Annotated in this window: 8 protein-coding genes, 2 tRNA genes and 2 rRNA genes; 10 read left to right on the plus strand and 2 right to left on the minus strand. The window is 48.1% G+C overall.

Annotation, left to right across the window (positions count from 1 at the left end; translation table 11 throughout):
* Nucleotides 1-24 precede the first annotated feature (24 nt).
* A complete protein-coding gene (gppA, locus tag PG915_RS01180; protein WP_353497534.1) occupies nt 25-1,521 on the minus strand; it encodes a guanosine-5'-triphosphate,3'-diphosphate diphosphatase in 1,497 nt (498 codons plus the stop codon).
* 52 nt (nt 1,522-1,573) lie between these two features.
* The gene (rhlB, locus tag PG915_RS01185; RefSeq protein WP_353497535.1) at nt 1,574-2,866 is read right to left on the minus strand and encodes an ATP-dependent RNA helicase RhlB; all 1,293 of its coding nucleotides are present in this window, start codon (nt 2,864-2,866) and stop codon (nt 1,574-1,576) included.
* A gap of 108 nt (nt 2,867-2,974) precedes the next feature.
* Here rhlB and trxA point away from each other — a divergent pair, with 108 nt between their 5' ends.
* From trxA to PG915_RS01235, 10 genes are all read left to right on the plus strand, one after another.
* Nucleotides 2,975-3,301, plus strand: a complete 327-nt coding sequence (trxA, locus tag PG915_RS01190) for a thioredoxin TrxA (protein WP_042478899.1) — start codon at nt 2,975-2,977, stop codon at nt 3,299-3,301.
* A 192-nt stretch (nt 3,302-3,493) separates the two neighbouring features.
* The gene (gene rho, locus PG915_RS01195; RefSeq protein WP_252012937.1) at nt 3,494-4,753 is read left to right on the plus strand and encodes a transcription termination factor Rho; all 1,260 of its coding nucleotides are present in this window, start codon (nt 3,494-3,496) and stop codon (nt 4,751-4,753) included.
* A 129-nt stretch (nt 4,754-4,882) separates the two neighbouring features.
* Nucleotides 4,883-5,881, plus strand: a complete 999-nt coding sequence (locus tag PG915_RS01200) for a hypothetical protein (protein ID WP_353497536.1) — start codon at nt 4,883-4,885, stop codon at nt 5,879-5,881.
* 97 nt (nt 5,882-5,978) lie between these two features.
* Complete coding sequence (gene ubiD / locus PG915_RS01205; RefSeq protein WP_353497537.1) at nt 5,979-7,844, plus strand: 4-hydroxy-3-polyprenylbenzoate decarboxylase; 1,866 nt, start codon at nt 5,979-5,981, stop codon at nt 7,842-7,844.
* Nucleotides 7,841-8,113: a 2Fe-2S iron-sulfur cluster-binding protein gene (locus PG915_RS01210; protein WP_042478889.1), complete on the plus strand. Its 273-nt coding sequence runs from the start codon at nt 7,841-7,843 to the stop codon at nt 8,111-8,113. The genes ubiD and PG915_RS01210 overlap by 4 nt, the downstream gene beginning before the upstream one ends.
* A 12-nt stretch (nt 8,114-8,125) precedes the next feature.
* Nucleotides 8,126-8,839: an NAD(P)H-flavin reductase gene (fre, locus tag PG915_RS01215; RefSeq protein WP_353497538.1), complete on the plus strand. Its 714-nt coding sequence runs from the start codon at nt 8,126-8,128 to the stop codon at nt 8,837-8,839.
* Between the two features lie 533 nt (nt 8,840-9,372).
* A 16S ribosomal RNA gene (locus PG915_RS01220) occupies nt 9,373-10,923 on the plus strand.
* Nucleotides 10,924-10,990: 67 nt separating this feature from the next.
* Nucleotides 10,991-11,067 (plus strand) — tRNA-Ile (locus tag PG915_RS01225).
* A 41-nt stretch (nt 11,068-11,108) separates the two neighbouring features.
* Nucleotides 11,109-11,184: transfer RNA gene (locus tag PG915_RS01230), tRNA-Ala, on the plus strand.
* Nucleotides 11,185-11,533: 349 nt separating this feature from the next.
* A 23S ribosomal RNA gene (locus tag PG915_RS01235) occupies nt 11,534-14,420 on the plus strand.
* Together the 16S and 23S rRNA genes with 2 tRNA genes alongside form the textbook arrangement of a ribosomal RNA operon.
* Nucleotides 14,421-14,442 lie beyond the last annotated feature (22 nt).

Genomic DNA, 14,442 nt, shown 5'->3' on the forward strand with positions numbered 1-14,442 from the left:
AGACTTAAACAGTTTGAGTCAGGATTAGACCGCCTGAATCGTCAGTGGCCAACCAGCATCTGACTGTCGGTTAGACTCGATTTCCAGCCCTGCTGCTGACAGAGGATGGGCTTCTAACCACTGCTTGTCGATAGAGAGCGTTAGGCTATTGCCCTCACATTGCACCGCAAATCGAGGCTGCAGATCACGCTGACGGCGGTGAGTAATGATCACCGATAAGCGCAGCAGTCGCAGTACACGCTCGGCACTTTGTGTCGATAGAGCATGCTGCGATGGCAGTGGTGTTAGCTGGTCTTTGTATCGACGAACCACTTCACTAAGCAGATGCTTTTGCGCGCGAGTGAAACCCGGTAAATCTAAGTTTTGAAGTAAGTACGCACTATGCTCACCGGCCTTTTTAAAGTTCAAGGTTAGGCCGATTTCATGCAACTTTGATGCAGCTTCAAGCAGGGCAACGGCATGTGGCTCTTCAATCCAGCTTTCATTGCCACAGCTTACTAATAAGCTGGTGGCGGTAGCAGCAACTTGATCGCCGTATTCCACATCGAGCTGACAACGGGTTTGCACGCTGTTGATGGTGCGCGCACGAATGTCATCTTGTTGCAGCTCTTCAACCATGTCATACACCATGCCCTCGCGTAGCGCGCCGCCAGCAAGAGTCATGGAATCGATATTGAGTAGCTCAAATATGGCAATCAATATAGATAGGCCGCTCGGGAACACCAAAGCGCGCTCTAGAGTTAGACCATCAATGTCGAGCTCTTCAAGATGATCGGCTTGCATCGCTTGTTTTTGCAGTCGCTTTAGTTTGGCATGAGTGATGACCTCATCCATACCTTGCGCCAGCATGATCTCTTGCAGGGCTTGTACTGTGCCACTGGCACCAACACATACATCCCATCCCAATCCCTGATACTGCTCGAGAATTGGGGCGAGCGTCTGTTTGGCACCTTCGATAGCACGTTCGAAGTTCGCTTTGTTCAGCTGGCGGTCTTTAAAGTAACGCTCTAGCCAAGTGACGCAGCCCATTTTCAGGCTGGTCAATGCTTTTGGCTCGAATCCTTCGCCAATTATGAGCTCGGTACTGGCACCACCAATATCGACTACAAGGCGACGGCCAGTACCGCCAGACGTATGAGCTACACCTTTATAGATGGTCGCTGCTTCTTCTTCACCGCTGATCACTTGGATTGGGTAACCCAAGATTTGATCGGCTTTGGTTAGGAATACATCGACATTAGTTGCGGTACGTAGTGTTGCGGTACCAACAATACGGATGTTTTCCTTTGGAATGTCCTGAAGTCGTTCCGCGAAAAGACTTAGGCAATCCCAACCACGCTGCATCGCTTCTTGACTGAGAGCCATCTCATCATCAAGGCCTGCGGCCAAACGTACTTTGCGCTTAATCTTGGCCATGGTCTGAATGCTGCCATCGATATGACGCACAACCAACATGTGGAAACTGTTGGAGCCAAGATCGATAGCCGCATACAAAGGTGAAGAATTCACTGCAAGACTCATAAAAACTGCTTACTTCCTGTTCAGATTACTGCTTATGTCAGATCTCGGTCTATTAAGACCTTGGTGATCTTGGCCTTCTTTGAGGCTTTCTGTTTGATGGTCGTGAACCACCTGTATTAGTGCGACGAGGGCCTGAGTTGCGGCTCTTCATAACAAGTGGAGCAGGCAGCTCGGTCAACAGTGCGCTTGAGTCATAGTCAGACACTGGGATTGAGTGCTCGATATACTCTTCAATCGCTGGTAGGTTGATCGCGTATTCTTCACAAGCAAAGCTGATTGAGTGACCACTTGCACCAGCACGACCTGTACGGCCAATACGGTGCACGTAATCTTCACAGTCGTCAGGTAGGTCGTAGTTGAATACGTGCGTAACTTGAGGAATATGTAGACCACGCGCTGCAACATCCGTTGCAACCAGAATGTCTACATCGCCTTTTGTGAATTGCTCAAGGATCTTTTCACGCTTCTTCTGCGGAACATCTCCAGTTAAAAGACCAACGCGGTGTCCGTCAGCGGCAAGGTGACCCCACACTTTTTCACACTTATGTTTAGTGTTGGCAAAGATAATGGCGCGATCGGGCCACTCTTCTTCCAAAAGCGTTTGCAGTAGAGCCATTTTTTCATTGTTCGATGGGTAGAACAGCTCTTCTTGAATGCGGTGACCCGTTTTTTGCTCAGGCTCAACAACCACGTGTTCAGGGTTATGCATGTGTTCGAACGCTAGCTCTTGTACACGGTATGACAAGGTCGCAGAGAACAGCATGTTGAGACGGTCTTTAGGCTCAGGCATACGGCGGAACAAAAAGCGAATGTCTTTAATAAAGCCAAGGTCGAACATACGATCGGCTTCATCAAGAACCACAGCTTGAATGTTGTTGAGGTTAAATACTCGTTTCTTATAAAAGTCGATAATACGACCACAAGTACCGATTAGGATATCGACACCATCTTCAAATTTCGCTAGCTGTTTGTCGTAGCTATCGCCCCCATACGCTAGTGCTGTTTTTAGACCCGTGCTTTCAATGAGCGGTTTCGCATCATTGTGGATCTGAATAGCAAGTTCGCGCGTTGGAGCCATGATGATTGCGCGCGGTTGTGTCGCTTTGCGGCCTTCATGTTCAGGCGTATTTAACAGATGGTTAAAGGTAGCAGTGAGAAACGCAAGCGTTTTTCCCGTCCCGGTTTGGGCTTGTCCTGCAATATCTTGGCCGGCGAGCAGTACCGGCAGCGCCAAGGCTTGGATCGGGGTACAGTATTCGAACCCTTTTTTTTCCAATCCTTCAATGATTTGGGGGTGTAACTCCAAATCGGCGAACTTTTGCTCTGTGATATGCGTCTTTTTCATCGGTATAGAATATCAGCTTAAGCTTGCAATACGAAGGTAAATACATTCCAATAGGAGATCTAATTGTTGGTGATTATCTCATCAATACAAAAAATATCGGAGTGAAAGATGAGTGAAAAGATTTTGCAGCTGACGGATGACGGTTTTGAAACTGACGTAATTAATGCTGCAGGCCCGGTTCTTGTTGACTTCTGGGCGGAGTGGTGTGGTCCTTGTAAGATGATTGCCCCAATCCTCGATGAAATCGCAGATGAGTACGAAGGCAAACTCACTATCGGCAAGCTAAACATCGACCAAAACGCAGGTACTCCACCTAAGTTTGGTATCCGTGGCATTCCAACGCTACTACTTTTCAAAGATGGCGGAGTGGCAGCAACGAAGGTTGGCGCACTGTCTAAAACTCAGCTAAAAGAGTTCTTAGACGAGAACTTATAATGAGAAGTAACGAAAACCGTGTATCTTAACAAATACACGGTTTTGTTTTTTTCAAAGCTAGACTAGACTCTTTTTTAGTGATAATTTATCGCACGTTAATTAAACAAGTGTTCACTTCTTGGTCGATCCTGTGACCAAATCCTTCTTAACAACAAAACAGATCCTATTTTGACTAAACAAACATCCACCACAATGAACTTAACAGAATTGAAGAACAGACCTGTTTCTGAGCTCGTTAAACTTGGCGAATCTCTTGGTCTGGAAAACTTAGCTCGTCTGCGTAAGCAAGACATCATCTTCGCCATCTTAAAAGCCCATGCGAAAAGTGGTGAAGATATCTTTGGTGACGGGGTCTTAGAGATTCTTCAAGATGGTTTTGGTTTCCTGCGTAGCGCAGACAGTTCATACCTTGCTGGCCCAGATGATATCTACGTTTCTCCAAGTCAGATCCGTCGTTTCAACCTGCGTACAGGTGACTCGATTGCCGGTAAGATTCGACCACCAAAAGATGGCGAGCGCTATTTCGCACTTCTAAAAGTAAACACTGTTAACGCTGACAAGCCAGATAACGCGCGTAACAAGATCCTGTTTGAAAACCTAACCCCTCTGCATGCTAACGAACGCATGACTATGGAGCGTGGTAATGGCTCAACAGAAGACATCACCGCACGTGTTCTTGATCTCGCGTCACCAATCGGTAAAGGTCAACGTGGTCTCATCGTTGCACCACCTAAAGCGGGTAAAACCATGCTGCTGCAAAACATCGCGCAGAGCATTGCCCACAACCACCCTGAGTGTGAATTGATGGTGCTTCTTATCGACGAACGTCCGGAAGAAGTAACCGAGATGCAGCGCCTAGTTAAAGGTGAGGTAATCGCATCTACGTTTGATGAGCCAGCGTCTCGCCACGTTCAGGTTGCTGAAATGGTTATCGAGAAAGCGAAGCGTCTTGTTGAACACAAGAAAGACGTGGTTATCCTACTAGACTCTATCACTCGTCTAGCTCGCGCTTATAACACTGTTGTACCTTCATCAGGTAAGGTTCTTACTGGTGGTGTTGATGCTAACGCACTACACCGTCCTAAGCGTTTCTTCGGTGCAGCTCGTAACGTAGAAGAAGGCGGTAGCCTAACTATCATCGCAACAGCGCTAGTGGATACTGGTTCTAAGATGGATGAAGTTATCTACGAAGAGTTTAAAGGTACAGGTAACATGGAACTGCACCTAAACCGTAAGATTGCCGAGAAGCGCGTGTTCCCTGCGATTGACTTCAACCGTTCAGGTACCCGTCGTGAAGAGCTACTGACGAAAGCAGATGAGCTACAGAAGATGTGGATCCTACGTAAGATTGTTCACCCAATGGGCGAAATCGATGCGATGGAATTCCTAATCGACAAGCTTGCAATGACTAAGACTAATGACGAGTTCTTTGACGCAATGCGTCGCCAGTAATCGTTAATCGCGACCGCAAAGCGGACAACGAGTCTCAAATTTTAAACGTCACCCTTAAGGGGTGACGTTTTTGTTTGCACTTCCCCTGTTTCACGCGCACAATACTGAGTGTGTTAACAGGAGGTTAATATGCTACAAGGATGGTTAGCGTCGTTACTCCTCGTATTGGTTGTTTCATTCTCACAACCGGTGCACGCGTCTAAGGAAATGACGCAGCAGGAAGTAGAACGCTGGTTGCAAAGCCAAGTGGTACTGCAAAAAGTTGACGATTTTTTGTTATTGGTGGAACAAGATGACACCGACGGCCTTAAATTTGCGTTAAATAGACTCGCGTTACCTCAGCAAGAGGTGGCGAGATTTTTGTTGCTCAAACATATTGAAGACAACGAACGTATTCTTTCCCCTAAAATGGCCATTTTCGTTCAAGGCCAAAAATCCCTGCCGCCTACTTACACTATGCTTGAGCGTGGTGATGGTTATGAGTTTTCTATTCCGGCGTTTAACTACCCAGCTATTTCTGCGCGATTGATTAAGCGTTGGAACAGTGATCAGAAAACCTTGGAGTTTATTCTACAGGCCGAAAGTGAGCAGTTGGTATTGCGTGATTGGCTATCTGAGGGTAGCGATTATGAGCGTAAGATCCGCGAGGACTTATTGGTCAAAGAGTTTGACAGCTTGTCACCGAAAGCGAACGCATTTATTAGTCAGCAACTTACCGATACCAATATCACCGAGTGGTTGCCTTCAACTCGCGTATTGGTGCGAATGGCTCAAGTGAATGAAGACGCAGCCTTATATGACTTACTATGGAAAATGCGCGCAGATTATCATAGCCAAGTAGAATTAGAGAGGCTGGCGAGTCTTTCTTCTCCATTTGCTCAGCAACAAATCATGGCGGCTGCTCGTAATCCGAGCCTAAAACGTCAGGCGATCACTGAACTTGCTCAAATCACGCCACTACCGAATGAAGTGAAAACCTTCTTGGTGACACGAATGACCAAGGTGGAAGACGCCAGTTTTGTCGCCAGTCAATTGGCGCAGAATGGTCATGGTGGATGGGTGAGGGATGTGTTGTCGACCAACAGCCAGGTGAAAGCGAGTTTGGTGTTGCAAGCCCTATCTAATTAACTGAATTTTTTCAGCTTATCAACATCACAGAGGACATTTCACCCGATGATAGATTTGCGTATATAATGGTACCTTCTTTCAAGGCGAAGTATCCCCTATGATTTACAAGGACTTACGTGATTTCACTCAGCACCTGGAAAGCCAGGGGCTGCTCAAGCGCATCTCACATCCCGTCGACCCTGATTATGAAATGACGGAGATCAGCGACAGAACTCTGCGATCGGGTGGACCTGCTCTGCTGTTTGAAAACCCGATTGGCTATGACATGCCGGTGTTGACCAATTTATTTGGTACCCCTGAGCGTGTAGCGATGGGGATGGGACGACAGCAAGTATCAGAGCTTAGAGAAGTAGGCAAATTGCTGGCCTACCTAAAAGAGCCTGAGCCTCCTCGTGGATTTAAAGACGCGATCAATAAAATTCCTCTATTTAAGAAAGTGCTGCATATGCCAGCCAAACGGCTACGTAAAGCTGCTTGCCAGCAAGTCGTTTGGCAAGGTGATGAGGTCGAACTTGATAAAATCCCTGTAATGAGTTGCTGGCCTGATGATGTCGCACCCTTGCTAACATGGGGACTAACGGTCACCAAAGGATCGAACAAGAAGCGTCAAAATTTAGGTATCTATCGCCAACAGAAGATAGCCAAGAATAAGATCATCATGCGCTGGCTCGCGCATCGCGGTGGTGCGCTTGATCTAAGAGACTGGATGGAAACTAATCCAGGAAAACCGTTCCCGGTATCGGTCGCATTTGGCGCCGACCCGGCTACCATCCTTGGGGCGGTCACACCCGTACCTGATACGTTGTCTGAATATGCCTTTGCTGGCTTGCTGCGTGGCGAACGTACCGAAGTGGTCAAATCGGTTAGCAACGATCTTGAAGTGCCAGCGAGCGCCGAAATTGTCCTTGAGGGTTACATTGATCCGCAAGAGTTTGCCGATGAGGGTCCGTATGGAGACCACACTGGCTACTACAACGAAAAAGAAAAGCACCACGTCTTTACAATTACGCACATTACTATGCGTGAAAACCCTATCTATCACAGTACTTATACAGGTCGTCCACCAGATGAGCCGGCTGTACTGGGGGTGTCGTTGAACGAAGTCTTCGTGCCTATCTTGCAAAAGCAGTTCCCGGAAATTGAAGATTTCTATCTTCCGCCAGAAGGATGTTCGTATCGTATGGCGGTGGTAACAATGAAGAAGCAATACCCGGGGCACGCTAAGCGCGTCATGATGGGGGTATGGTCTTTCTTGCGACAGTTCATGTACACCAAGTTTGTGATTGTATGCGATGAAAGCGTCAATGGCCGCGATTGGCAGCAAGTCACGCAAGCCATGAATGACCATATGGTACCGAGTCGCGATACCTTGATGATCGACAGCACGCCGATAGATTCTTTGGACTTTGCATCGCCGGTTACGGGTCTAGGTTCCAAAATGGGACTGGACGCCACGATTAAGTGGGATGCAGAGTTGGAGCTGGAGGCGGCGAAGTATCAAACAACACAAGATATCGAACGCTCGAATAGTTGGGATGAAACCTTATTGGCGAAACAGGTTACAGCTCAATATCCAGAGGTGACTGACTTGTATATTGCACCGGGAACGGGTACAAATCGTATGGTACTGCTGACTCTAGATAAGCAACGCGCAGGTCAAGCTATTGAGGTGATGGAAGGAGTAGAGGCTATACTCTCACCTTATCTGGCGACTAAGTTTATCGTTGCCTGCGATCAAGACGTGAATGTGCGTGATTGGAATGATGTGATTTGGGCGATCACTACGAGAATGGATCCGTCCAGAGATACATTGCTGGTCAACGATAGCACCTCTAGAGCATATTTAGATGCAACCAATAAACTTGAAGACGAAGTGACTCGTGAGTGGGGCATACCAATTAAAAAAGACCCTGCATTGGTTGCGAAGATAGACAGCATTTGGGATGAACTAAATATCCTATGACTAAGCGAGTAGTGCTCAAGCCTCAGAACCTTGAGTTTATAGTCGAAGAAGGGCAGACAGTGTTAGAGGCTGCGCTCAACCAGAATCTTGCTTTTCCTCACCGCTGTATGGTGGGAGCCTGCGCTTCTTGTTTATGCCGTATCGAGTCAGGTGCGGTAGACTATGATTTGGAACCATTACTTACCGAGAAAGAAAAGCAGCAAGGCTGGATGTTCTCCTGTCTTGCATATCCAAAGAGTGATTTGGTGATCACCTTTGGAGACGAATAAAAGAGATAAACCATGACCATCAATTGTAAAGTTAAGTCTATTGAGCCTTTAGCAGCGAATACCTATCAAATTTTGCTGCACCCAGAACAGCCTGTTAGCTTTAAAGCAGGTCAATATTTAATGGTAGTAATGGGTGAGGCCGACAAGCGTCCTTTCTCTATTGCTAGCAGCCCTTGCCGTCATGAAGGCGAGATCGAACTCCACATTGGTGCTGCGGAGCATAATGCTTATGCGTTAGAAGTGGTTGAATCAATGAAGCATGCACTTGAAGTGGGTGGCGACATTCAGATTGATGCCCCTCATGGCGAAGCGTGGATTCGTGAAGATAGCCAACGCCCAATTTTATTGATTGCTGGTGGCACGGGTTTTAGCTATGTACGTTCTATTCTTGATCACTGCATTAGCCAAAACATTGCTCAGCCTATTTATCTCTATTGGGGTGGTCGTGATGAAGCTCAGCTATATGCCAAACAAGAGTTGGCTGACATCGCTAATGCTCATGAGCGCATTCAGTTCATTCCAGTTATCGAAGAGACACTTTCTGAGTGGACGGGCAAACAAGGCAACGTACTTCAAGCGGTCAGTGACGATTTTGATTCACTCGCAGACTTCGATATCTATATAGCAGGCCGTTTTGAAATGGCTGGCGCTGCACGTGAACAGTTCACGCAAAACAAGCAAGCGAAGTCTGATCACATGTATGGTGATGCGTACGCATTTATCTAATTGTTAGTGATTTGCGGCTAAAAGGAGAGTTTTTATACTCTCCTTTTTGTTTTTTGATGGTATTTCAATCAAAAGAACGTTTTTTTTAAAAAATATTGAAAAAGGGGTTGCGCGGCTTCTCATTCTCCCTATAATGCGCACCACACCAAACGGGAGGGCAGCAAAGCAAGAGCCCAACAGGTTTGGCGGGCAAAAAGCCTAAACGAAAATAATTTGGAAAAGTGGTTGACACGACAAGTTATCTAGTTAAAATGGCCGCCCACTTCGAGAGAAAAGCCGAAAGGCTCAAAAACGAAAGTTTAGCTTCTCGAAGAAACGTTCTTTAAAAATTTAAACCTATCAATCTGTGTGGGCACTCGTTGATGATAATCAAATTAGATACCTCGGTATCAAATTAGGTTTTCAATGAACTGAGTGACCAATCAAGTCGAAAGACTTGGCACAGTCAATTCATTATCGTTCTGTTGGAACGATAATAGCTTTAGATTACTTATGTAGTTTAAAGTCAGTATTCATTGAGCCGACAAAATCTTAAATTGAAGAGTTTGATCATGGCTCAGATTGAACGCTGGCGGCAGGCCTAACACATGCAAGTCGAGCGGAAACGAGTTAACTGACCCTTCGGGTGACGTTAACGGCGTCGAGCGGCGGACGGGTGAGTAATGCCTGGGAATATGCCTTGATGTGGGGGATAACCATTGGAAACGATGGCTAATACCGCATAATGCCTTCGGGCCAAAGAGGGGGATCTTCGGACCTCTCGCGTCAAGATTAGCCCAGGTGGGATTAGCTAGTTGGTGAGGTAATGGCTCACCAAGGCGACGATCCCTAGCTGGTCTGAGAGGATGATCAGCCACACTGGAACTGAGACACGGTCCAGACTCCTACGGGAGGCAGCAGTGGGGAATATTGCACAATGGGCGCAAGCCTGATGCAGCCATGCCGCGTGTGTGAAGAAGGCCTTCGGGTTGTAAAGCACTTTCAGTCGTGAGGAAGGTAGTGTAGTTAATAGCTGCATTATTTGACGTTAGCGACAGAAGAAGCACCGGCTAACTCCGTGCCAGCAGCCGCGGTAATACGGAGGGTGCGAGCGTTAATCGGAATTACTGGGCGTAAAGCGCATGCAGGTGGTTCGTTAAGTCAGATGTGAAAGCCCGGGGCTCAACCTCGGAACTGCATTTGAAACTGGCGGACTAGAGTACTGTAGAGGGGGGTAGAATTTCAGGTGTAGCGGTGAAATGCGTAGAGATCTGAAGGAATACCGGTGGCGAAGGCGCCCCTGGACAGATACTGACACTCAGATGCGAAAGCGTGGGGAGCAAACAGGATTAGATACCCTGGTAGTCCACGCCGTAAACGATGTCTACTTGGAGGTTGTGGCCTTGAGCCGTGGCTTTCGGAGCTAACGCGTTAAGTAGACCGCCTGGGGAGTACGGTCGCAAGATTAAAACTCAAATGAATTGACGGGGGCCCGCACAAGCGGTGGAGCATGTGGTTTAATTCGATGCAACGCGAAGAACCTTACCTACTCTTGACATCCAGAGAACTTAGCAGAGATGCTTTGGTGCCTTCGGGAACTCTGAGACAGGTGCTGCATGGCTGTCGTCAGCTCGTGTTGTGAAATGTTGGGTTAAGTCCCGCAACGAGCGCAACCCTTATCCTTGTTTGCCAGCGAGTAATGTCGGGAACTCCAGGGAGACTGCCGGTGATAAACCGGAGGAAGGTGGGGACGACGTCAAGTCATCATGGCCCTTACGAGTAGGGCTACACACGTGCTACAATGGCGCATACAGAGGGCGGCCAACTTGCGAAAGTGAGCGAATCCCAAAAAGTGCGTCGTAGTCCGGATTGGAGTCTGCAACTCGACTCCATGAAGTCGGAATCGCTAGTAATCGTGGATCAGAATGCCACGGTGAATACGTTCCCGGGCCTTGTACACACCGCCCGTCACACCATGGGAGTGGGCTGCAAAAGAAGTGGGTAGTTTAACCTTCGGGAGGACGCTCACCACTTTGTGGTTCATGACTGGGGTGAAGTCGTAACAAGGTAGCCCTAGGGGAACCTGGGGCTGGATCACCTCCTTATACGAATAGATTATTGCGATGAGTGTTCACACAGATTGATTAGGTTTATGAATTAAAGACGATGCTTGGGTCTGTAGCTCAGGTGGTTAGAGCGTTCGCCTGATAAGCGAGAGGTCGGTGGTTCAAGTCCACTCAGACCCACCAATCTTCCTCCCAGATGATTGGCGATAAGCATCAACACTGATGGGGCTATAGCTCAGCTGGGAGAGCGCCTGCCTTGCACGCAGGAGGTCTGCGGTTCGATCCCGCATAGCTCCACCATCTTTAAGTGTTTTCTCTTTGAGAATATTTAAAAATGGTTTCTTTCTTTAACTAGAAAGCAAATCTCGTTCTTTAACAATTTGGAAAGCTGACGAATAACATTTGATTAATGTTATTCATTTAAAAGTTCTCAAATCCTAGATGATTTAATCATTTAGGTACCAACACACATTCAAGTGTTCTTGGAAGTGACGAAAGTCCACTTTTTGCCTCTGCTTTTTCTTAAAAAGCGGGAACAAAGAGTTATTTGAGTCCGGCAAAATCGAGTCTGCACATGTATAAAAATGCAGACAACTTTGGTTGTTTAACGACAATCTCGAGGTTTCTTTGAAACTCTTTGGGGTTGTATGGTTAAGTGACTAAGCGTACACGGTGGATGCCTTGGCAGTCAGAGGCGATGAAAGGCGTAATAACTTGCGATAAGCCCAGATTAGGTAGTAATAACCTTTGAGTCTGGGATTCCTGAATGGGGAAACCCAACTGCATAAGCAGTTATCGCTGAGTGAATACATAGCTCAGCGAGGCGAACCGGGGAACTGAAACATCTAAGTACCCCGAGGAAGAGAAATCAACCGAGATTCCGAAAGTAGCGGCGAGCGAAATTGGATTAGCCCTTAAGCTTTTAATGAGACAGACGAAGGCTCTGGAAAGTGCCGCAGTAAAGGGTGATAGCCCCGTAGTCGACATCTCATCATCAGTGAAATCGAGTAGGGCGGGACACGTGATATCCTGTCTGAATATGGGGGGACCATCCTCCAAGGCTAAATACTACTGACTGACCGATAGTGAACCAGTACCGTGAGGGAAAGGCGAAAAGAACCCCTGTGAGGGGAGTGAAATAGAACCTGAAACCGTGTACGTACAAGCAGTAGGAGCACCTTCGTGGTGTGACTGCGTACCTTTTGTATAATGGGTCAGCGACTTATATTCAGTGGCAAGGTTAACCGTTTAGGGGAGCCGTAGGGAAACCGAGTCTTAACTGGGCGTTCAGTCTCTGGATATAGACCCGAAACCAGGTGATCTAGCCATGGGCAGGTTGAAGGTTGAGTAACATCAACTGGAGGACCGAACCGACTAATGTTGAAAAATTAGCGGATGACTTGTGGCTAGGGGTGAAAGGCCAATCAAACCTGGAGATAGCTGGTTCTCCCCGAAATCTATTTAGGTAGAGCCTCGGACGAATACTACTGGGGGTAGAGCACTGTTAAGGCTAGGGGGTCATCCCGACTTACCAACCCTTTGCAAACTCCGAATACCAGTAAGTACTATCCGGGAGACACACGGCGGGTGCTAACGTCCGTCGTGGAGAGGGAAACAACCCAGACCGCCAGCTAAGGTCCCAAATTATAGCTAAGTGGGAAACGATGTGGGAAGGCTTAGACAGCTAGGATGTTGGCTTAGAAGCAGCCATCATTTAAAGAAAGCGTAATAGCTCACTAGTCGAGTCGGCCTGCGCGGAAGATGTAACGGGGCTAAGCTATAAACCGAAGCTGCGGCAATGACTTAGGTCATTGGGTAGGGGAGCGTTCTGTAAGCCGTTGAAGGTGGACTGTAAGGTCTGCTGGAGGTATCAGAAGTGCGAATGCTGACATGAGTAACGATAATGGGGGTGAAAAACCTCCACGCCGGAAGACCAAGGGTTCCTGTCCAACGTTAATCGGGGCAGGGTGAGTCGACCCCTAAGGCGAGGCCGAAAGGCGTAGTCGATGGGAAACGGGTTAATATTCCCGTACTTCTTACAATTGCGATGGGGGGACGGAGAAGGCTAGGTGGGCCTGGCGACGGTTGTCCAGGTTCAAGTGCGTAGGCTTGAGAGTTAGGTAAATCCGGCTCTCTTTAAGGCTGAGACACGATGTCGAGCTACTACGGTAGTGAAGTCATTGATGCCATGCTTCCAGGAAAAGCCTCTAAGCTTCAGATTGTAAGGAATCGTACCCCAAACCGACACAGGTGGTCGGGTAGAGAATACCAAGGCGCTTGAGAGAACTCGGGTGAAGGAACTAGGCAAAATGGTACCGTAACTTCGGGAGAAGGTACGCTCCTCACGGTGAAGTCCCTTGCGGATGGAGCTATGGGGAGTCGCAGATACCAGGTGGCTGCAACTGTTTATTAAAAACACAGCACTGTGCAAAATCGTAAGATGACGTATACGGTGTGACGCCTGCCCGGTGCCGGAAGGTTAATTGATGGGGTTAGACTTAGGTCGAAGCTCTTGATCGAAGCCCCGGTAAACGGCGGCCGTAACTATAACTGGTCCTAAGGTAGCGAAATTCCTTGTCGGGTAAGTTCCGACCTGCACGAATGGCGTAATGATGGCCACGCTGTCTCCACCCGAGACTCAGTGAAATTGAAATCGCTGTGAAGATGCAGTGTACCCGCGGCTAGACGGAAAGACCCCGTGAACCTTTACTACAGCTTGGCACTGAACATTGACCCTACATGTGTAGGATAGGTGGGAGGCTTTGAAACGAGTACGCCAGTATTCGTGGAGCCGTCCTTGAAATACCACCCTTGTAGTGTTGATGTTCTAACGTCGGCCCCTTATCGGGGCTGCGGACAGTGCCTGGTGGGTAGTTTGACTGGGGCGGTCTCCTCCCAAAGAGTAACGGAGGAGCACGAAGGTGGGCTAAACACGGTTGGACATCGTGTGGTTAGTGCAATGGCATAAGCCCGCTTGACTGCGAGAATGACAATTCGAGCAGGTGCGAAAGCAGGTCATAGTGATCCGGTGGTTCTGAATGGAAGGGCCATCGCTCAACGGATAAAAGGTACTCCGGGGATAACAGGCTGATACCGCCCAAGAGTTCATATCGACGGCGGTGTTTGGCACCTCGATGTCGGCTCATCACATCCTGGGGCTGAAGTCGGTCCCAAGGGTATGGCTGTTCGCCATTTAAAGTGGTACGCGAGCTGGGTTTAGAACGTCGTGAGACAGTTCGGTCCCTATCTGCCGTGGGCGTTGGAAGATTGAAGGGGGCTGCTCCTAGTACGAGAGGACCGGAGTGGACGAACCTCTGGTGTTCGGGTTGTCATGCCAATGGCATTGCCCGGTAGCTAAGTTCGGAATCGATAACCGCTGAAAGCATCTAAGCGGGAAGCGAGCCCTGAGATGAGTCTTCCCTGGCACTTTAAGTGTCCTAAAGGGTTGTTCGAGACTAGAACGTTGATAGGCAGGGTGTGTAAGCGTTGTGAGGCGTTGAGCTAACCTGTACTAATTGCCCGTGAGGCTTAACCATACAACACCCAAAGGGTTTTGAT

It is taken from the genome of Vibrio sp. CB1-14, assembly GCF_040412085.2.
GTDB classification, from domain to species: domain Bacteria; phylum Pseudomonadota; class Gammaproteobacteria; order Enterobacterales; family Vibrionaceae; genus Vibrio; species Vibrio chaetopteri.

Excerpts from the sequence above, each read along its gene's own strand:
- gppA (WP_353497534.1), bottom strand. The coding sequence starts at position 1,521 with ATGAGTCTTGCAGTGAATTCTTCACCTTTGTATGCGGCTATCGATCTT.
- rhlB (WP_353497535.1), bottom strand. The coding sequence starts at position 2,866 with ATGAAAAAGACGCATATCACAGAGCAAAAGTTCGCCGATTTGGAGTTA.
- trxA (WP_042478899.1), top strand. The coding sequence starts at position 2,975 with ATGAGTGAAAAGATTTTGCAGCTGACGGATGACGGTTTTGAAACTGAC.
- rho (WP_252012937.1), top strand. The coding sequence starts at position 3,494 with ATGAACTTAACAGAATTGAAGAACAGACCTGTTTCTGAGCTCGTTAAA.
- PG915_RS01200 (WP_353497536.1), top strand. The coding sequence starts at position 4,883 with ATGCTACAAGGATGGTTAGCGTCGTTACTCCTCGTATTGGTTGTTTCA.
- ubiD (WP_353497537.1), top strand. The coding sequence starts at position 5,979 with ATGATTTACAAGGACTTACGTGATTTCACTCAGCACCTGGAAAGCCAG.
- PG915_RS01210 (WP_042478889.1), top strand. The coding sequence starts at position 7,841 with ATGACTAAGCGAGTAGTGCTCAAGCCTCAGAACCTTGAGTTTATAGTC.
- fre (WP_353497538.1), top strand. The coding sequence starts at position 8,126 with ATGACCATCAATTGTAAAGTTAAGTCTATTGAGCCTTTAGCAGCGAAT.